Source organism: Microbacterium insulae, from assembly GCF_042677065.1.
Classification (GTDB): domain Bacteria; phylum Actinomycetota; class Actinomycetes; order Actinomycetales; family Microbacteriaceae; genus Microbacterium; species Microbacterium insulae.
This window is the reverse complement of sequence record NZ_JBHTII010000002.1, coordinates 23,916-41,534: the sequence shown is the minus strand read 5'-3', so window position 1 is coordinate 41,534 and position 17,619 is coordinate 23,916. Positions and strand designations below refer to the sequence as shown.

Below are 17,619 nucleotides of genomic sequence, written 5' to 3'. Positions count from 1 at the left end.
CGGCACCGCGCCACCCGAACCGAGATCCCCCCACGTGAAGCCGTTCCTCCTCCTCGCCACACGCGCCGAGGACGTGCCCGCCGACGAGGAGTACGCGCTGTTCCTGCGCTACACCGGCCTCGACGAGCGCGAGCTCGTGCGTGTGCGACTGGAGGCGGGGCCGATGCCGCACTTCGACCTCGACGACTACTCCGGGATCTTCGTCGGCGGCGGACCCTTCAACGCGTCCGATCCCGAGCACGCCAAGTCGGCCGTGCAGCACCGGGTGGAGGCCGAGTTCCGACGACTGCTGGACGACGTGGTGGCGCGCGACTTCCCTTTCCTCGGCGCCTGTTACGGCGTCGGAACCCTGGGGGTCCACCAGGGCGCCGTCATCGACCGGACGTACACCGAGCCGATCAGCGTGGTGCCGGTGACGCTCACCGGGGCCGGGGCATCCGATCCCCTCCTCGCAGGGTTCCCGTCGCGGTTCGAGGCGTTCGTCGGCCACAAGGAGGCCATCACGGCGCTGCCGGCATCGGCGACGCTCCTCGCCTCGTCACCTGCGTGCCCCGTGCAGATGTTCCGCGTCGGCACGAACGTCTATGCGACGCAGTTCCACCCGGAGCTCGACCTCGACGGCATCGTGACCCGCATCCACGCGTACGCCGGCTACGGGTACTTCGCTCCGCACGAGCTCGACACGACTCTGGCGGCCGTGCGGCGCGCGCCGGTGTCCCACCCGAGCCGGATGCTGCGGACGTTCGTCGAGCGCTACGGGGTGTGAGGGCCGGGCGCCCGCACGAGGCGCGAGACTACGCCCTCCCCGACCGGCGTCACCCCGCTCAGTGTCGGACCGAGCCCGATGTCGACCAGCACGATGTCGCCCGCGAGCTCGGGTCCGCGACCGGCGAGGAGCCCTGCCTTCACCGCGCCGAAGGTCACCGTCGTCGTCGCCGGGAGGACGACCTCGTCGGCGTCGCCCGTGTCCGGGTGGAGTCCACTGGGCACGTCGACGGCGATGACGCGCGGCCCCCGCTCGCGCACGACGGGCAGCAGGCGCTCGACGACGTCGCGCGCGAGCCCGCGCAGTGCGGGATCACTCGCGGCCCCGATGCCGAGGATCCCGTCGATCAGGACGGACGATGCGGATGCCGCGGCCTCGGCCTCGTCGGGACCGATGCGCCGCGCGCCGGCCCCGAGCGCGGCGGCAAGCGCGGCCTCGTGCACTCTCCTTCCGACGGGGAGCACGTCCACCGTCGCCGCCCCGGCGAGGTCGGCTGCCGCGTAGAGCGCGTCGCCGCCGTTGTCGCCGCCTCCGGCGAGGACGAGGATGCGTGCGGTCGCGGCATCCGCCAGCTGCTCTCGCGTGATCTCGGCGAGGGCTGCCGCTGCCCGCCGCATGAGGGGGACACCGGCCGTGAGGAGCGGCGCTTCGGCCGCCCGCACCTGCGCCGCCGAATACGTCGGCACCGTGCGGACCATGTCACTCGTCCTTCGGGTCGTCCGGCGTGCGAGCCTTCGCCGCGGCCGTCTGAGCGGCGGCGAGTTCCCGGGTAGCCACGCGCACCGCGTCCTCGGCACGCTTGACGCGCCGCGCCTCGAAGGTCGGGGTGCCGTACTTCTCCCGCACGCGGTCCGTGTCCTCCGCGACGCCGACGATGATCCACGTCGAGGCGAGCAGGATGACCTGCGCCGACAGGTTGAACCACAGGAGCAGGGCGATGAGAGCGGCGAACGACGCGAGCAGGGGGTTGGAGCCCGCTCCTCGGACGAAGAGGCCGGACAACTGCTGCAGCACGATCAGCCCGGCGCCGCCGATGAGCGCACCGGTGATGACCCGGCCGGGACGTGCTTTCACCCCGCTGAGGACGACGAAGGCCAGGGCGATCAGTCCGGCGTCGAGCACGAACACGACGACGATCGCGAGCGCCTGCGTCGCGAAGTCGGCGACCGCGCTGCCGGCATCGAACCAGTCCCCCAGCGTCTCGATGAAGGTCGACCCGTAGACGGTGACTGCCGCCGACAGCACGAAGCCGCCGCCGATCGCCACCGCGAGCAGCAGGTTGCGCAGGATCACCCAGAGGAAGAAGGCGTCGTCGTGGATGTCGTCGGCCAGGGTGCGCAGCGCCGCCCGCAGCGAGCCGATCGCGCCGATCGCGGCGCCGACCAGACCCAGGAGGGAGAGGATTCCCGTGATGGTCAGAGCCTCGGGAGCGGTGATGGTGGTCACGTCGATGAGCCCGTCGGACCCGTCGACCTGGAGCAGGCCCGGGATGGCGGCATCCACCGCCTCGACGAGCGCGTCCCACGCCTGCGGATTGCCGCTCAGCCAGAGCGCGGCGAACGAGAACCCCAGCAGGACCGCTGCGAAGACCGAGAACAGCGCCCGGTAGGTGACGCTGTCCGACAGCATCGGCCCGCGGCGCTCGACGTAGTGGAACCAGACCCGGACCGGTTTGAGCGACAGCGCCCACGCGGTCACCTTCTCGACGAGCGAACGACTCGAGGGCTGGGTGGCGTCCATTGCGTCAGGCTATCGGCGCGCAGGCGCCGAGAAGCCGGGGTTGACGAGGCATTCCCTTCTTCGTATGGGGCGCAATATCATGGCGTCGGGGACATCGTGGGAGCGATGGAGGGGAGGAGTGCGCAATGAATGGCCTGGCGCAGACTCTGGTGACCACCGGAGTGGTGGACGCCGATGAGATCTCCGCCATCCTCGTCGACATCTCCGACGACTCCGAGCTCCGGCAGCGTCTGGTCTCGGCGCAGCTGGCCACCGAGACGCAGATCGCCGAGGCGATCGCCGCGCACACCGGGTATCGCTTCGTCGACCTCGGCGCAGCGGTGCTCGATCCCGAGGTCGTCGCGACCGTGTCGCCCACGCTGTGCCGGCGCTACCACCTCATCCCCATCGCCCGCGGTCGGCGTCAGCTGACGGTCGGGATGCTGGATCCCTCCGATCTCATCGCGCTGGATGACGTCGCCACCGCCACCGACCTCAACATCCGTCCGGTGGTCGTCGCCGCCGATGCGCTCGCCGCCGCTTTCAGCCGCCTCCTCCGCTCGGACGAGGAGCTCAGCGATCTGTCCGAGCAGATCGGCGAGATCGCCGCCGCGGACGGCGTCGGCACGACGGAGATCCTCGAGGAGCAGGTCGACGACGCGCCCATCGTGCGGTTCGTCAATCTCCTCATCACCCAGGCCATCAACGACCGGGCGAGCGACATCCACATCGAGCCCGGCGAGCGCCAGCTCACCGTGCGCTACCGCATCGACGGCGTGCTCCACGAGATGCAGAAGGCCGACCGCTCGATCCAGGACGGCGTGATCTCGCGGTTGAAGATCATGGCCTCCATCGACATCGCCGAGCGCCGCAAGCCGCAGGACGGCCGTCTCTCCGTGCTGCACGACGGGCGACAGGTGGATCTGCGCCTGGCGACGCTGCCGACGGTGTGGGGCGAGAAGATCGTCATGCGCATCCTGGACAACTCGGGCACGGCGCTCGAGATGGCGGACCTCCGGTTCTCGGCGATCAACGAGCAGCGCTTCCGCACCGCGATCACCCGGCCGCACGGTATGGTGCTCGTCACCGGACCGACGGGCTCGGGCAAATCCACGACGCTGTACACCGCGCTCAACACGGTCGCCAACTCCCGCATCAACGTGATCACGGTCGAGGACCCCGTCGAGTACCGCATCGCCGGGATCAACCAGGTGCAGGTCAACCAGCGCGCCGGGATGACGTTCCAGGCGGCGCTGCGGTCGATCCTCCGGTCCGACCCCGACGTGGTGCTGGTGGGCGAGATCCGTGATCAGGAGACCGCCACCATCTCGATCGAGGCCGCCCTCACCGGCCACCTGGTCCTCTCGACCCTCCACACCAACGACGCACCCAGTGCGCTCACGCGCCTCATCGAGATCGGCTGCGAGCCGTACCTGGTCGGGACGGCGCTGTCGGCCGTGGTCGCGCAGCGGCTCGCACGGCGGCTCTGCACGAAGTGCCGGGAGCCGTACGTCGAGAACGCGGACATGCTCGCCTCGGTCGCTTTCCCCCACGACCCTCACGACCTCCCGCAGCTGTACCGCGCGGCGGGGTGCTCCGCGTGCTCGGGAACGGGGTTCCGCGGCCGCGTGGCGCTGCACGAGGTGATGACCCTCAGCGAGGGTCTGGAGCACCTGGCCGTCGGACGCGCGACGGGCACGGCGATGCGTCAGCTCGCCCTCGAGGAGGGCATGGTCTCGCTGCGGGACGACGGATTCTCCAAGGTCGCCCAGGGCATCACGACGATCGAAGAGGTGCTGCGCGTCGCAGTTTGACGCGGCCCGGGTGCTCGCACCAGGCGCAGCGAGCCCCCGAGCCGCGTGTCCGGAGGCTCAGCCGGCGCCCTGCTGACCCAGTTCGCCGTAGATCGAGAAGATCGGCATGTAGAGCGAGATGACCATGCCGCCGATGATGATGCCGATGCCGACGATGAGGATGGGCTCGATCGAGGCGGTGAGCTGGTCGGTGGCCGTCTCGACCTCGTTCTCGTAGAAGTCGGCGATGCTCGCGAGCATGTCGGCCAGCGTGCCGGACTCCTCTCCGACCGCGATCATCTGCGCGACCATCGGCGGAAAGACCTCGGCCTTCGCGAGGGGCGCGGAGAACGATCGTCCCTGCTTCACCGACTCCTGGATGTCGCGCACGGCCTGCTCGATCTTCCAGTTGTTCGACGCCGAGCCGACGATCGACAGGGCCTGCACGAGCGGGACGCCGGCGTCGAGCATCATCGAGAGGCTCCGCGTGAAGCGGGCGACGGCGATCTTCGTGGCGAGCGGACCGAAGACGGGGAGCTTGAGCTTCCAGGGGTCGACGACCTTGCGCACCTTCTCCTCGCGGCGGTTGCGCATCCACCAGAGCCAGCCCACGATGGCGAGCACGATGCCGACCGGGAGCAGCCACACCATGTTGTTCGACAGGGTGACGAGGATCTGCGTGGGGATCGGGAGCTCCGAGCCGAGGTTCTTGAACATCCCCTCGAAGATCGGGACGACGAACGTGACCATCGCGATCACACCGAGGATCGCGATGACGAACACGATGATCGGATAGGTGGTGGCCGACTTGATCTTGCCCTGCAGCTCGGCTTCACCCTGGTACGTGTCGGCGATCGTCGACAGCGACTGGCCGAGGAAGCCGCCCATCTCGCCGACGCGCACCATGCTGATCATGAGCGGCGGGAAGACGTCGGGGTGCAGGGCGAGGGCCTGCGAGAACGACATGCCCGACTCGATCGAGGCGTGCACGCCGATGAGGGCGCTCTGCAGCTTCTTGTCCTCCGACTGCTCGATGAGGATCGACAGCGTCCTCATCAGCGGCAGCCCGGCGTTGATGAGGCCCGCCATCTGCTTTGCGAAGACCGCGAGCGCGCCGATCTTGACGCGCTTCTCGAAGCCGGGGATCGAGATGTCCCGGTTGAGCCCCGTCTTGGACGTCAGGCTCACCTCGAGCGGGGTGAGACCCTGCGCGCGCAGCTTCGAGGCGACCGCGTTCTCCCCCGCGGCCTCGAGCGTGCCTTTGACGATCGCCCCGCCGCTCGTGTCGACGGCGCGGTATGTGTACTCCTCGAGCAGTGCCATCAGTGCCCCCAGCCCGCCTCGAGACGCTCGGACGAATGCAGCGACCAGGCCTCCGCATCGAGGTCCCGCGGACGCACGCGGGCGTCGTCGAGGGACGACGGGTCCATCGCGTACGCCTTCGCGACCGACATCGCGATGCTTCCCGCCTCCACGTGGCGACGCAGGTCCTGATCGAGCGTGTGCATCCCGAGGCCGCCGCCGGCCTGGAGCATCGAGTAGATCTGGCTGACCTGGCCCTCCCGGATGAGATTGGCGATGGCGGGGGTGTTGATGAGGACCTCGGTGGCGATCACGCGTCCGTCGCTCTGCGCCATGGGCAGCAGGGTCTGGCTGATGATGCCCTGGAGCGTGTCGCCGAGCTGCGTGCGCACCTGCGTCTGCTGGTCGGGCGGGAAGGCGTCGACGATGCGGTTGATCGACTTGGCCGCGCTCTGGGTGTGGAGCGTGGAGAGGACGAGGTGGCCGGTCTCGGCCGCGGACAGCGCGGTGGAGATGGATGCCGGGTCCCGGAGCTCGCCGATGAGGATCACGTCGGGGTCCTGACGGAGCACGCGACGCAGCGCCTCCGCGAAGGAGGCCGTGTCGCTGCCGATCTCGCGCTGGTGGATGAGCGACTTGCGGCTGGTGTGCTGGAACTCGACCGGGTCCTCGACGGTGACGATGTGCGCCGGCAGCGTGCGGTTGACGATGTCGATCATGGCGCTGAGCGTCGTCGACTTGCCGGAGCCGGTCGGCCCGGTCACCAGGACGAGCCCGCGCGGCTTGAGCACGAGATCGCGCGCGACGGCGGGAACACCCAGCTGGTCGAGGGTGAATGCCTTGTCGGGAATGAATCGCATCGCGACGGCCACGTCTCCGAGCTGACGGAAGACGTTCACGCGGAATCGGGCGACGTTCGGCACCGAGTACGACAGGTCCACTTCGCCGTGCTTGCGGAACTCCGCGACCTGATCGGACGTCATGAGCGAGGCGAGCGCGTGCTCGAGCCAGTTGGTGCTGGTCGGGTCTGTGAAGCCGGCGATCTCGACCAGATCGCCGTCCACCCGCATGAGTGGCGGGTGGTTGGCGGTGAGATGGACGTCGGATGCTCCGGCACGGCCGGCGGCGGCCAGCATGTGCGCGAGAGAGGTCGCGGGGTCGGTCATGTCAGTCTCCCGTTCGCATGAGGGCGTAGGCGGTGATGATGAGTCGTCCCGCGTCGAGCTTGGCGCTGGTGGGCACGATGAGCCTCGGCCCCTGTCCGAGAGCGTCCATGAAGGCGGCGGCGCGTGCCGCCGACTCGACCGTCACCTCGATCGTGAGGGGGACCTGGCTCTGCGGCGACTCCGCTTCGGCGGGCGGCGTCTCGGCAGTTTCGGCGGCGGCGGCGTCGGTCGTGTCGTCGGCGGCCGCGGCATCCGTCTCGGCGGCTGACTCGTCGACGGCCGTCTGGTCCTCTTCCGTGGGCGCGGTGGGATCGGATGCCGTCGCTCGGGCGGTCGCATCCTCGGCGGCGGCGCCGGGGCGCGGCGCGAAGGCCTCGATGTCCGCGACCGTCACGCTCTCGATCGCCGCGCCGTTGGCCTCCGCCGACCGCAGGACGATCTCGATGATGTCGTCCAGGGCGAGGATCGGCGTGATCTGCGCGCGCAGCGTCGCGACGTCGGCGTTGATCTCGTCGATCCGCTCGTTGGCCGAGGAGAGCTGGGCGACCTGCACCGCGTAGATGTCGTTCGTCTGCGCGACCTCACGGCGCGAGGCGTCGATCGTCTGCGAGTCGCTGTACAGCGGCACCGCGATGAGCGTGATCCCCAGCGCGAGGATCGCCACGACGACGACCGCTCCGATGAGGTTGACGAACTGCCTGGGGACGTTCATTCGCCGCTCTCCTCGCGGTAGGCGCCGGTGTAGACCGACTGATCGAACGCGACACGGATCTCGTACGTGAAGCCGCCCTCGGGGTCGGGCGTGATCTTCCACGCCTCGGCGACGAGGACCCCCTCGACGGGGCGCAGCGTGCGGACCAGTGCGACGATGTCCTGCGGCACGGCGCTCTTCAGGAAGACCGATCCGACCGCGCCGACCTCGCTCGCGGATTCCTCGCCGATGGGCACGCCGCCCGGCGCGAGCTGGAATCCGCTGACGGCGACCCCCGCGGGAAGCGCGCTCTCGATCGTGCTGAGAAGTCCCGCCCACTCGAGGTCGGTCGCCATGGCCTGCTCGCGGAACGTCGTCAGCTCGGACTCCAGCTCGAGGGTCGCGCGCACGTCGGAGAGCGCAGCGAGATCGGTGAGGAGGGATTGCGTGCGCGCCTGTTCGCTGGCGAGGCGCTGCTGAGCGCCGAACTGCAACCACACCGTGCCGCCGCAGACGACCGCCACCACGAGCAGAGCGAGCAGCAGGAACCCGACCCAGCGTCGCAGCAGCGCGGAAGTCTGGCGCCGCTCGATCTCGGCGCGCGGCATGAGGTTCACCTGCGCGACGGCAGGCAGCGCGAGTGCCGGAGCGACTGCGGCCGCCATCAGCGGGCCTCCCCGAGCGCGAGCCCGACCGTCGTCAGGAGGTTGAGGCCGTCGTCGCCGCCGGGAAGATCGCGCTTGGACGCGATCACCTCGGCGGCACCGGCGAACGTGACCGGCAGCGGAAGGCTCGAGGCCACGGCATCCATCACGCCGGGGGCAGCAGCACCCGCGCCGCTCAACAGCACGCGGGTCACCTGCTGCTCGCCGGCGCGGCTCGCGTAGAACGCGAGGGTGCTGTGCAGGCTCGTGGCGAGCGCCGTCAGGGCCGACTCCGACATGCCGGCCGGCCGCGCGATGCGACCGCCGGCGCGGGACCGCCGCGCGGGCGCGGCATCCGAGGGCGGCACCGTCTCCAGCACCTCTTCGAGGGGGATGCTGGACTCGCCGTCCGCGGCGAGGGTCGCGAGCTCGCGGTTGCGCACCGCCTCGGTCACGATGTCGACCGGAAGGATGCGGACGAACTGCGGGATGCCGTCGCGGACCACGACGGCGTAGCTGGTGTGGTCGCCGAGATGGAGTGCGGCCACCGTCTCGCCGGGCGCGGCCACGCGGCTCACGGCGCGGGCGAGCGCGAACGGAGCGAGGTCGACGACGTCCACGGTGAGCTTGGCCTTCGCCACGGTGGAGACCAGCTGCTCGACGGTCTCCGCCACGGCTGCCACGAGGAGCCCGCTGACCTGGCCGTCGTGCGCCGCGGTCGGGAAGAAGTCGAGCACGGCCTGGTCGGCGGGGACCGGGAGCAGGTCCTGCACCTGGAACGGCAGCGCCTGCTTCAGCAGCTCCGGCTTCATCGCCTGCGTCGTGTACTCGCGCACGAGGATGCGGCGGCTGCCGATGCCCAGCGTGACCCGGCGGTTCTTGATGCCCGCCCGGCTCCACAGCTGTCGCAGCGCCAGCACGACGGCATCCACGTCGAAGATCTCCGAGTCCTTGGCAGCCCCGGGCGGGAGGGGCACGGAACCCCACGCGACGAGCGAGGGCGACCGGCCGACGGTCACCTCGGCTGCCCGCACACCCTCCTCCGTGATCTCCAGACCCACGATCGTCTTCGCCATGGCCTCTCCTCCCTTTCGATCCCGCCCCCGCTCACGCGGGGGCGAGCAGTCCCATGTAGCCGCGGGCGATGGCCTCGCCCGCGAAGATCCCCGTCCATGCGCCCGCGAGCATCCACGGGCCGAACGGGATCGCGGTCTTGCGCCCCGCCCGTCGAGCGGCGATCAGTGCCAGTCCGAAGACGCCTCCGAACACGAAGGCGGCGAACGCGCCCACGATCAGCGCCCCCCAACCGAGCCATGCGAGGTAGATGCCGATGACCCCGGCGAGCTTCACGTCTCCGCCGCCCATGCCGCCCGGACGGATGAGCCGGAGCACGAAGTAGAACGCGTAGAGGATCGCCCCGCCGGCCCCGGCGCGCAGCAGGGCCGACCAGTCCGCGCCCTGGACGCACGCGAGCGCGAGCAGCAGGAGCGAGACGACGTATGCCGGAAGCACGATCGCGTTGGGCAGCCGGTGGGTGTCCAGGTCGATCATCGCGAGCGCGATGGTGATCGCCGAGAAGTAGAGGTAGGCCACGATGACGACGACGGTCGCGGGCATCGGGGTCGTGGCGGTCGCCAGGAAGAACCACACCACGCCCACGAAGGACAGTCCCGTTGCGAGCTCGACGAGCGGATAGCGGGGGGAGATCGGCTCGCCGCACTGCGCGCACCGCCCACGCAGCGCCAGCCACGCCACCACCGGCACGTTCTGCCATGGCTTGATCGCGTGATCGCACGACGGGCAGCGGCTCTCGCGCGTGAGAGGAACACGGGCCGGGACGCGGTGGATCACGACGTTGAGGAAAGAGCCGATCACCAGGCCGAACAGCCCCGCGAAGACGAGGACGAAGGCGAGGACGGGCGGGGCGAGCGGCGTCACGGCAGGTCTCCTCGCGAGACGAGCGTGCCGAGCGCGGCGCTGGTGCTGGTGCCTGCTCCGGGCATGGTGGCGCTGGACGGCATACCGGGAAGGGCGATGTTCGCTCCGACGAAGGTCATCCCGCCACCGTACGAGAATGCGCCGCCGTAGAACGCGCCTGTCCACTTGCTGTTGCCCTTGATGTCGATCGTGCACGGCGTGTAGACCATCGCGGTGACGGCGGCCATGTTCGTGTGGTTGCTCACGATGCTTCCTGCGCCGTTGTTGCACGACGGGACCGCTGCGCCGGCACCGGTCGGCGCGCCGTCGTTGACGATGTACCAGACCCGCGGCGACGTCCCGGCCTTCGACGTGAAGGTGAGCTGCGTCAGGTCGAACGACTTCGCGATGAAGACGATGTCCGTGCCGAGGGCGACATTGGGCACCGAGCCGTTGTTGGAGGAGAGCGACCCGCAGGCCGTCGCGTTGATGATCGTCGGTGTCGTGAGTGCGCCGAGTTCACGCCAACCGGCGGCGTTCGACGTGCTGGGGTTGTTGTCCTTGAACCGGTTGCAGGTCCATGGTCCGTTTCCCGAGTTCACGAGCGTGATCTCGGCGAAGGTGACGCCGTTGAAGGGACGCCAGTCCGCGACGGAGTAGGAGTAGTCGAACCACGGATCGAAAGTCGGCTTGGTCGGGATCGGCACGGAGTCCTGCCAGACGAGACCGCCGGCGACGCGCGGATTCGTCGCGGTCGGCGACTTGATCTTGAGGTAGCCGTCGTACTCCACCTCGTTCGCCTTCGGGATGGTGAGCGATCCCGCGAAGCTGTTGGACGCCAGATTGACGTTCCCGCGAACGCTGACCTTGCCGGGATACGTGCGGTTGTTCCACCCTGTCGTCATAGCGCCGCCGAGGGTGATGTCGCCGAGGATCTGTCCCTCCAGTTTCGAACTCACCGTCGAGGAGGCCGTGAGGTTTCCCTTGATCGTGTCGGCGGAGCCGTTCATGGTCACCTTGCCGCCCACGCGCGCATTACCGTCGATGACGCACCCGCTCTTGGTCACGAGATCGCCGGAGGCGATGACGTTTGCCGGCGTATGCACCATGCATTCGAAACCGCCGGACGGGATGACGATCGACAGCAGTCCGTTCGACGCGCTCGACGTGAGGACCTCCTTGGTGAAGGTCGTGTCACTGTAGAACACCATGTCGGCGCCATGCCCGGTCGACCCGGTCGTGTAGTTGTACACCGCGCGCGTGGTCGTCTCGCCGGAGCCGGCCCGTCCGATGGACGTGAAGGTCACGGTCTTGGCCGTCGTGTCGCACGTCGAAGTGACGGAGTACTCCGGAGTGACGCCGCCGCTCGCGGCGAGGTCGTCCTCGAGCGTCAGCCCGCAGAAGCTGCCGCTGCGCTTGGCGAGACCGAGGGCGTCCGCGAGGCCCGCGTCGGCCACCGCGCGGGACTGCGTCGTGCTGCGGGCATCCGACAGCACACCCGAGGTGTTGGTGACGATGGCCGCCAGGGCCATGCCGCCGATGCTCAGCACGAGCATGATGACCAGGACCGCGATGAGGGCCGAGCCCTCGTCCGAGTGGCCGCTCAACCGGCGGCGGAGCTTCACCAGCATGTCGTCGTATCCGTTCCACTGCTCTGGGCCTGCATGGTCACGCCGTTCGTGACGGCGACGGTGGCGTCTCCGAGCGTGACGTCGAGTCCGACGGTGAGGGTCGATCCCGAGCGACCGAACGCGTCGGCGCGGCCGTCGCCGTCTGCGTCGACATTCACGAAGCGCGGCGTGCCGTCGGCGTTCGTTCCGCTGCGCACGCGCATGGAGCCGACCACTCCGTCTCCGGCGGCGCTGCCGCGCTCGATGAGGGGCGACCAGCCGGTGCGGTCGCTCAGGAGGATCGTCGAGGCGCTCTCCTTGTAGATGAGGTCGCCCGTCCGGTAGGGAGCATCACCCACGTTCCTGCGGTACTCGGCATCCCCGGGGGCGAGGACGAGCCACGCTCGGCACGACGAGGCGCCGGTCGAGTCCACGACCTCGGCGATCAGAGCGCGATTGCCCGACACGATGACGAAGCCCGAGGCATCCCGCACCGACGTGAGGATCGAGTTGCTCACGACTCCCGCACGTCCGGTGGCGAGGTCGCGCTCAGTGGCCTGCGCCTGTGCCTGCACGCCGTTTGCGAAGAGCACCGCGAGGAACCCGAGGAAGAGCCCGGAGACGACCATGGCGACGATGAGCTCCATCATCGTGAGCCCGTCCTCGTCGCGCCGGATGCTCATGAGAGCGACACCATGATGCGGGTGGGGACGGTCACGATGGTCGTTCCGTCTTCGACGACGCGGACGGTGACCTCGACGGTCCCGGGATAGGCGGCGGGGCAGGTGCCGATCGTCACGTCGGCGGTCAGCCCGGTCCCCGCGGGGTCGGGGACCGCGGTGCTCGCGTAGGTGCTGCGGAGCGTGGCGCAGGAGGTCGGCGTAGCCGGATCATTCGGGAAGGCCGCCTTGATAGGAGCCAGCTGCGCGTTGGCGAAGGTGGTCGCCGCCACCAGGTCCCGGTTGGAGACGCTGACCTGTGTGGCGCCGATGATGAGCGGAAGCACCGTCAGCGCGAGCACGGCGAGGAGGAACATCGCCATGATGACCTCGACGAGGCTGAACCCGTCGTCTTCATTGCGGAACATCTTCCACCTCCCTCATGCGGTTTTGGCCAGGGCGACCTTCTGGGGAAAGGTCGCCCTGGCCGTGGAGGTGCAGGCTGCGCGCTGGGGACGCGACGGCTGCGCCTCGGTCTTCGGGTCAGGAACTCAGGGCTGCGCTGGGGACGCAGCGTCCTGGACCTGGATCAATCCCTCAGACGGTTCTGGGTCCGGGTCGAGGCTGCGATCAGCACTCGGGGCCGGACGTGGACGTAGCGTCACCAGGTCCCGTCACACTGACGCAGAAGTCGTCGATGCCCGTGCCGGTGCCAGTGATCGTGTAGGTCGGGTCGGCGGCGGTGCCGCCTGCGAGGTTGCTGAAGTCAGCGGCGGTGATGTCGTACGCGTCGTCCTGGGCGTACGCCGCAGCGGCCTGGCTCGCAGCGTTGGCGGCGACCGCGTCCTGCGCGGTCTGCTCCGCCTGACCCTGAAGGCCCAGGAAGACGGGGATCGCGACCGCGGCGAGAATGCCGAGGATCACGACGACGACGATGAGTTCGATGAGGGAGAAGCCGGCTTCGCCGTTCTCCTCGCGGCGGGCCTTCTCGGCCTCGAGGTAGTTCTTGATGAAGGTGCGCATGTCGGACAGCTTTCTGATCGGATGAGTACTAACATCCCTGATCGGACCGCGTTTTCGCCCAGTCTGCCAGCCGGCTCAGGTTTCACACTTCGGATTCATGCCTTGGCACGTATCCCTTCCCCGCGACTCACATTAGGGACTTCTCATCCGATGTCCAAGACGGTATTTGCCCAAGATTCGGCAAGCAGTTTCCTGAGGGTTTGCTGAGGAAAGCTCAGCGGCGACTCACTCTTCGCGGTGCCGGGCATCAGTGAAATCGTGGACGACACTGGTCGGGATGCTCATCTTCTACGTCGACGAGACCGGGACCGCTTCGCTGGCCACCGTCCCCGGAAGCGACCCGCCCGCCCTCGTGGCGGGCAGTGCCCGCTTCTTCACGCTCGCGGCCGTGGGGATCCGTGACAGCGCGCGCCGCTCTCTCGCCGAGTACCTGCTGCGCGTGAAGGCCGAGCACCTCGGCGCCGCCGCGGATGCGCCGTGGGAGGACACCGAGATCAAGGGCCGCTACCTCCTCCACGTCGCGAAGGCGCTGCGGGGTCGCAAGCAGCACTCCGCGCCCGCCGGCTACTCAACGCTCACGGAGCCCCCGGCGATGGATGCGCTCCTCCACGCGCTCGGGCTGGCCCTGTCGATCTTCCGGCCGCTCATCATGACGAACGTCGTCGACAAGCAGAAGATGATCGCGCGCGGAAATCAGACCAACCCCATCGGGATCGCGTACAGCTATCTCCAACGCAACATCGCCCTCACCCTCGAGCACCAGCTGTCAGGCGAATCGGCGGTGATCGTCGCCGACCAGCAGACCCAGCACGAGGCGCTGTTCAAGAGCGGCGGCATCCACGAGATCCGCGCGCAACTCGAGAAGGACCTGACCCGCGTCCCGAACTACAACCTCGTCCTCGACAAGCCCCTCTGGCTCGACACCGACCTGAGCATGTGGGACCGCGAGATCCTGCAACTCGCCGACATCGCGTCCTTCCTCGTGACGAAGGTCATCGACGAGGGCGAGCCGCCCGCCGAGCTCGAGCGGCTGTGGCAGGCGATGCTCCCCCAGTTCGCGCTCCACCACAAGTCGGGCAAGGTGCTCGGACGCGGCATCGCGATGTACCCGCCGCGGTCGAGCAGACTCAGCTTCTAGCGCCCCTCAGCTTCCGGCCCCCTCAGCCGTCGAGCACCTCGAGCCGCACGACGGCGATCCCGCCTTCGACGAGCTGCTCGGCATCCCTCACCGCCTTCTTGAGCGGGAGCACGTACGTGCCGTCGGACGACGGGAAGATCGATGTCGCCCATTGGGTCGATCCCACGCGCGCTCGCACCCGCACCGAGCCGAATCCGCGGTGCGGGCGCGGAATCTCGCGGATCGCGTCGCTCAGCTCCGGGGGCACCGCCGTGAAGAACCACGCCGAGTCCTCGCGGGCGTCCCAGCGGAAGACATCACCCTCGAACTCGACGATCATCCGCGCGTGGAGACTCCGCCGTAGCGATCGACGAGACGCTGGAGGCAGCTCGACCAGCCATCGACGTGACTGGCGCGCTCTTCGTCGGACACGAACCCGGTGTGCCTGACCGTCAGGCGGGTCGCGGCATCCGCTGCCCTCTCGAGAGTCAACTCGGCGTCGGTCGCGTGCTCCTCGCCCTCCCACCGCCACTCGAGCCGGAGTCGCTCAGGCGGATCGATCGCCAGCACCCGGCCGATCACAGCGAGCTCGGCGACGGACGAGCGGACCTCCCATCGCCCCAGCTCGACCCGATCGACGATGGCCTCCGTCTCGAATCGCGGCGGCCAGAACCATTCAGCAAGACGCGTGGCGTCGGTCAGGTCGGCCCACACGACGTCGACGGATGCCGCGACCAGCGCGCTTTCGGTCATCTCCCTCATGCCCGCCACCGTAGCGGAGCACACCGACACGCGCCGGTCGTCCGCCCGGCGTCGCTCAGCGGCCGAACTCCGGCGTGAGGTCGTCGGCCTCGGGAGTCCAGTCGCCGCCAGGCGGAGCATCCGCGACCCAGCGCTGGTCGTCGCGGCGTCGCCAGGCCGCACCCTCGGGCCAGCTCGCGGCGAACGTCGTGGCGACCTTGTACACACGCCGCGACAGGCCCCCGACGGTCTGGAGGGGGCGCGCCGAGACCGGCATGCGCAACTGCGGATCGTAGCGGACCCCGTCGGCGCGACGGAGGCGGATGGTCAGATCGAGATCGTCGTGAATGCGGGAGTTGTCGCGGTCGACCCGCGCGCGGACCCGCTCCCAGACACTCGTCCGCATGGCGAAGTTGGAGCCGAAGACGAGAGGGATGCCCAGCCACTTCTTCACCCAGTAGTGACCGCCGCCGACGTACCATCGATCGCCGAGGTGGTTCGTGAGCGCGCTGCCGCCGTAGAACTCCGATCCGCCGGTGAGCACCCCGAGCTCGGGATCGGCGACGAAAGCGCGCACGAGTCTCGCGATCCAGTCCGGGTGGGGCCGGGAATCCGCGTCGAGCCTCGCGATGATGTCGGCGCCGGCGAGGGCTTCGTCGTACCCGCGCGCGGCGGCGGGCCAGATCCCGATGCGGGGTTCCTCAACCACGTCCGCGCCGTAGCGGTGGGCCACAGCGGCGGACGCGTCGCTGCTCGCGTTGTCGACGACGACGATCCGATCGGGCGGATGCTGCTGCTCCGCGAGCGCCGCCAGGCACGCGTCAAGAAAGGCGGCGTCGTTGCGGCACGGGATGACGACCGTGACGCGGGGCGCGAGAGACACAGCCACACCCTACTCCCGGGTGACCTCCCCGACAGACAGCCTGGCTCGTGTCGGAGGTACGTCGTACATTCGTTCTCACCAGGGAGTGCCCGCCCTGTCGCACCGCCGTCGCGAATGACGCGCATCGACACGGAAGGCACGACATCATCGAAACTTCGAACGATCCTCCGGCGCATTTCGCCCTCGGGCTCGGTGAGATCTCGCTCGCCTGGCCGGCAGCGCCAGGCGGCGGCCGGGTGCCGCTGGATGCTCTGACCAACGTCCAACTCGTCGAGCTGAACGATGGCATCGGCGCCGTCCGTCGCCGTGTCGAGGCCGTGCACGCCGGGGTTGCCGCCGAGATCGCCCGTCGCTCTCGGCCCGAGGCCGGTCCCGACAGTCTCGCCAAAGCGAACGGCTACCGCAGCGCCGCGCAGATGATCGCCGCGTCCGGCGGCACGACCGTCGGCGACGCCGCGCGGCTGGTGGCGGTCGGCGAGGCGACATCGCCGCGTCGCACCCTGACCGGAGCCGACACACCCGCGCGGCATCCGCATGTCGGCGACGCCCTGGCATCCGGCGCGATCGGCGCGGCCGCGGCCTCGGCGATCATCCAGATGCTCGATCGCGTTGCAATGCGTGCGAACCCCGCAGCCTGCGACGACGTCGAGCGGATGCTCGCGCGCCAGGCAGCGGGCCTCGGCCCCGATCTGCTGAGGCGGGTCATCGCTCGCGCCGAGGCATACCTCGACCCTGACGGACTCGAGCCCCAGGAACAGGAGCTTCGCGGGAAGCGCGGCCTCACGATGTTCGAGCGTGACGGGATGCTACATCTCAGCGCGACGCTCGACCCCGAGTCCGCGGCGCCAGTGAAGGCGGCGATCGAGGCGATGGTGACGTCGGAGTTCCGCGCGGAGGGGCGCCTCGGCGCAGACCCCCATGGTCGGGTCTGGGCTTCCGACGGCGCCGCCGTCGGCGACCCCGCCGACGCCGACGCACCGCGACGGACGCTGCCGCAACGCCAGGCCGACGCACTCGCGATCATCGCCGCACACCTGCTGGGCTGCGAGCGTGACACGCCGATCGGCGGCGCCACGGTGGTGGTGCGTATGAGTCTCGCCGACCTGGAGTCCGGGCGCGGAAGCGCAATCATCGACGGGCTCGACCAACCGGTATCGGCCGCGACCGCCCGGCGCATGGCGGCATCGGGATCCGTGATCCCCTGTGTGCTCGGAGGCGACAGCGAGATCCTCGACTGGGGGCGTCGAAGGCGACTCTTCACCCCCGCCCAGAAGCTCGCGCTCACGGAGCGAGACGGCGGGTGCGCGATGTGCGGACCCCCCCCGGGGATGACGAAGGTTCACCACCTCCGATGGTGGGCTCGCGACTCCGGGTCCACAGACCTGTCCAACGGCGTGCTGCTGTGCGAGACGTGTCATCATCGCGTGCACGACAACGGATGGGAGATCCGCATCCTCGGTACGGGAGTCGACGCGGAGGTGTGGTTCATCCCGCCGGCCCACGTCGATCCGTCCCGCACCCCGCGGCTCGGCGGGCGGCGACGATTCGCGTTCGCGGTGTGAGTCGACTGTCCGATCCCGGCGCTACC

The 17,619-nt window shown here is 69.4% G+C and carries 19 protein-coding genes; 4 read left to right on the top strand and 15 right to left on the bottom strand.

Annotated elements, in window-relative coordinates:
* The first annotated feature begins 34 nt into the window (after positions 1 to 34).
* Positions 35 to 766: a glutamine amidotransferase gene (locus ACFQ0P_RS12725; protein ID WP_204979044.1), complete on the top strand. Its 732-nt coding sequence runs from the start codon at positions 35 to 37 to the stop codon at positions 764 to 766.
* Here ACFQ0P_RS12725 and ACFQ0P_RS12720 read toward each other — a convergent pair.
* Positions 754 to 1,464, bottom strand: coding sequence for an NAD(P)H-hydrate epimerase (locus ACFQ0P_RS12720; RefSeq protein WP_204979043.1), 711 nt, complete (start codon positions 1,462 to 1,464; stop codon positions 754 to 756). The two genes, ACFQ0P_RS12725 and ACFQ0P_RS12720, sit on opposite strands and share 13 nt — an antisense overlap.
* Position 1,465: 1 nt before the next feature.
* A complete protein-coding gene (locus tag ACFQ0P_RS12715) occupies positions 1,466 to 2,506 on the bottom strand; it encodes a YihY/virulence factor BrkB family protein (RefSeq protein WP_204979042.1) in 1,041 nt (346 codons plus the stop codon).
* Positions 2,507 to 2,631: 125 nt separating this feature from the next.
* Here ACFQ0P_RS12715 and ACFQ0P_RS12710 point away from each other — a divergent pair, with 125 nt between their 5' ends.
* On the top strand, positions 2,632 to 4,299 hold the full coding sequence (locus ACFQ0P_RS12710) for a GspE/PulE family protein (RefSeq protein WP_204979041.1): 1,668 nt from the start codon (positions 2,632 to 2,634) through the stop codon (positions 4,297 to 4,299).
* A gap of 57 nt (positions 4,300 to 4,356) precedes the next feature.
* Here ACFQ0P_RS12710 and ACFQ0P_RS12705 read toward each other — a convergent pair whose 3' ends face one another.
* The 10 genes from ACFQ0P_RS12705 to ACFQ0P_RS12660 form a co-directional block, all read right to left on the bottom strand.
* A complete protein-coding gene (locus ACFQ0P_RS12705; protein ID WP_204979040.1) occupies positions 4,357 to 5,601 on the bottom strand; it encodes a type II secretion system F family protein in 1,245 nt (414 codons plus the stop codon).
* On the bottom strand, positions 5,601 to 6,746 hold the full coding sequence (locus ACFQ0P_RS12700) for a type IV pilus twitching motility protein PilT (protein WP_204979039.1): 1,146 nt from the start codon (positions 6,744 to 6,746) through the stop codon (positions 5,601 to 5,603). Before ACFQ0P_RS12700 ends, ACFQ0P_RS12705 begins: the two co-directional genes overlap by 1 nt.
* Position 6,747: 1 nt before the next feature.
* Positions 6,748 to 7,458, bottom strand: coding sequence for a hypothetical protein (locus tag ACFQ0P_RS12695; protein WP_204979038.1), 711 nt, complete (start codon positions 7,456 to 7,458; stop codon positions 6,748 to 6,750).
* Positions 7,455 to 8,102: a hypothetical protein gene (locus ACFQ0P_RS12690; protein WP_204979037.1), complete on the bottom strand. Its 648-nt coding sequence runs from the start codon at positions 8,100 to 8,102 to the stop codon at positions 7,455 to 7,457. The genes ACFQ0P_RS12695 and ACFQ0P_RS12690 overlap by 4 nt, the downstream gene beginning before the upstream one ends.
* Positions 8,102 to 9,157, bottom strand: a complete 1,056-nt coding sequence (gene pilM / locus ACFQ0P_RS12685; protein WP_204979036.1) for a type IV pilus biogenesis protein PilM — start codon at positions 9,155 to 9,157, stop codon at positions 8,102 to 8,104. The genes ACFQ0P_RS12690 and pilM overlap by 1 nt, the downstream gene beginning before the upstream one ends.
* A gap of 31 nt (positions 9,158 to 9,188) precedes the next feature.
* Positions 9,189 to 10,019 (bottom strand): prepilin peptidase, encoded by an 831-nt coding sequence (locus ACFQ0P_RS12680; protein ID WP_204979035.1) that lies wholly within the window; start codon positions 10,017 to 10,019, stop codon positions 9,189 to 9,191.
* The gene (locus ACFQ0P_RS12675) at positions 10,016 to 11,629 is read right to left on the bottom strand and encodes a hypothetical protein (RefSeq protein WP_204979034.1); all 1,614 of its coding nucleotides are present in this window, start codon (positions 11,627 to 11,629) and stop codon (positions 10,016 to 10,018) included. Before ACFQ0P_RS12675 ends, ACFQ0P_RS12680 begins: the two co-directional genes overlap by 4 nt.
* Entirely contained in the window at positions 11,620 to 12,291 is a 672-nt protein-coding gene (locus ACFQ0P_RS12670) for a hypothetical protein (protein ID WP_204979033.1), read from the bottom strand. The genes ACFQ0P_RS12675 and ACFQ0P_RS12670 overlap by 10 nt, the downstream gene beginning before the upstream one ends.
* A complete protein-coding gene (locus ACFQ0P_RS12665) occupies positions 12,288 to 12,695 on the bottom strand; it encodes a prepilin-type N-terminal cleavage/methylation domain-containing protein (protein ID WP_204979032.1) in 408 nt (135 codons plus the stop codon). Before ACFQ0P_RS12665 ends, ACFQ0P_RS12670 begins: the two co-directional genes overlap by 4 nt.
* Before the next feature lie 202 nt (positions 12,696 to 12,897).
* Entirely contained in the window at positions 12,898 to 13,290 is a 393-nt protein-coding gene (locus ACFQ0P_RS12660) for a type II secretion system protein (protein ID WP_204979031.1), read from the bottom strand.
* Positions 13,291 to 13,567: 277 nt separating this feature from the next.
* On the opposite strand from ACFQ0P_RS12660, the gene ACFQ0P_RS12655 reads away from it, so the two are divergent.
* Complete coding sequence (locus ACFQ0P_RS12655; RefSeq protein WP_204979030.1) at positions 13,568 to 14,428, top strand: DUF3800 domain-containing protein; 861 nt, start codon at positions 13,568 to 13,570, stop codon at positions 14,426 to 14,428.
* Between the two features lie 22 nt (positions 14,429 to 14,450).
* Here ACFQ0P_RS12655 and ACFQ0P_RS12650 read toward each other — a convergent pair whose 3' ends face one another.
* The 3 genes from ACFQ0P_RS12650 to ACFQ0P_RS12640 are packed head-to-tail and all read right to left on the bottom strand — an operon-like array spanning position 14,451 to position 16,031.
* Positions 14,451 to 14,747 carry a DUF1905 domain-containing protein gene (locus ACFQ0P_RS12650; RefSeq protein WP_204979029.1) on the bottom strand — a complete coding sequence of 99 codons (297 nt, stop codon included), beginning with the start codon at positions 14,745 to 14,747 and terminating at the stop codon, positions 14,451 to 14,453.
* Positions 14,744 to 15,169 (bottom strand): SRPBCC family protein, encoded by a 426-nt coding sequence (locus ACFQ0P_RS12645; protein WP_204979028.1) that lies wholly within the window; start codon positions 15,167 to 15,169, stop codon positions 14,744 to 14,746. Before ACFQ0P_RS12645 ends, ACFQ0P_RS12650 begins: the two co-directional genes overlap by 4 nt.
* A 55-nt stretch (positions 15,170 to 15,224) precedes the next feature.
* Positions 15,225 to 16,031: a glycosyltransferase gene (locus tag ACFQ0P_RS12640; RefSeq protein WP_204979027.1), complete on the bottom strand. Its 807-nt coding sequence runs from the start codon at positions 16,029 to 16,031 to the stop codon at positions 15,225 to 15,227.
* A gap of 236 nt (positions 16,032 to 16,267) precedes the next feature.
* Here ACFQ0P_RS12640 and ACFQ0P_RS12635 point away from each other — a divergent pair, with 236 nt between their 5' ends.
* The gene (locus ACFQ0P_RS12635) at positions 16,268 to 17,593 is read left to right on the top strand and encodes an HNH endonuclease (protein ID WP_204979026.1); all 1,326 of its coding nucleotides are present in this window, start codon (positions 16,268 to 16,270) and stop codon (positions 17,591 to 17,593) included.
* Positions 17,594 to 17,619: the final 26 nt, after the last annotated feature.

What these genes read in the sequence shown, in the direction of transcription:
- ACFQ0P_RS12720 (WP_204979043.1), bottom strand. Translation starts at nt 1,464, where the DNA reads ATGGTCCGCACGGTGCCGACGTATTCGGCGGCGCAGGTGCGGGCGGCC.
- ACFQ0P_RS12670 (WP_204979033.1), bottom strand. Translation starts at nt 12,291, where the DNA reads ATGAGCATCCGGCGCGACGAGGACGGGCTCACGATGATGGAGCTCATC.
- ACFQ0P_RS12695 (WP_204979038.1), bottom strand. Translation starts at nt 7,458, where the DNA reads ATGAACGTCCCCAGGCAGTTCGTCAACCTCATCGGAGCGGTCGTCGTC.
- pilM (WP_204979036.1), bottom strand. Translation starts at nt 9,157, where the DNA reads ATGGCGAAGACGATCGTGGGTCTGGAGATCACGGAGGAGGGTGTGCGG.
- ACFQ0P_RS12655 (WP_204979030.1), top strand. Translation starts at nt 13,568, where the DNA reads ATGCTCATCTTCTACGTCGACGAGACCGGGACCGCTTCGCTGGCCACC.
- ACFQ0P_RS12710 (WP_204979041.1), top strand. Translation starts at nt 2,632, where the DNA reads ATGAATGGCCTGGCGCAGACTCTGGTGACCACCGGAGTGGTGGACGCC.
- ACFQ0P_RS12650 (WP_204979029.1), bottom strand. Translation starts at nt 14,747, where the DNA reads ATGATCGTCGAGTTCGAGGGTGATGTCTTCCGCTGGGACGCCCGCGAG.
- ACFQ0P_RS12645 (WP_204979028.1), bottom strand. Translation starts at nt 15,169, where the DNA reads ATGAGGGAGATGACCGAAAGCGCGCTGGTCGCGGCATCCGTCGACGTC.
- ACFQ0P_RS12705 (WP_204979040.1), bottom strand. Translation starts at nt 5,601, where the DNA reads ATGGCACTGCTCGAGGAGTACACATACCGCGCCGTCGACACGAGCGGC.
- ACFQ0P_RS12690 (WP_204979037.1), bottom strand. Translation starts at nt 8,102, where the DNA reads ATGGCGGCCGCAGTCGCTCCGGCACTCGCGCTGCCTGCCGTCGCGCAG.
- ACFQ0P_RS12675 (WP_204979034.1), bottom strand. Translation starts at nt 11,629, where the DNA reads ATGCTGGTGAAGCTCCGCCGCCGGTTGAGCGGCCACTCGGACGAGGGC.
- ACFQ0P_RS12660 (WP_204979031.1), bottom strand. Translation starts at nt 13,290, where the DNA reads ATGCGCACCTTCATCAAGAACTACCTCGAGGCCGAGAAGGCCCGCCGC.
- ACFQ0P_RS12665 (WP_204979032.1), bottom strand. Translation starts at nt 12,695, where the DNA reads ATGTTCCGCAATGAAGACGACGGGTTCAGCCTCGTCGAGGTCATCATG.
- ACFQ0P_RS12715 (WP_204979042.1), bottom strand. Translation starts at nt 2,506, where the DNA reads ATGGACGCCACCCAGCCCTCGAGTCGTTCGCTCGTCGAGAAGGTGACC.
- ACFQ0P_RS12700 (WP_204979039.1), bottom strand. Translation starts at nt 6,746, where the DNA reads ATGACCGACCCCGCGACCTCTCTCGCGCACATGCTGGCCGCCGCCGGC.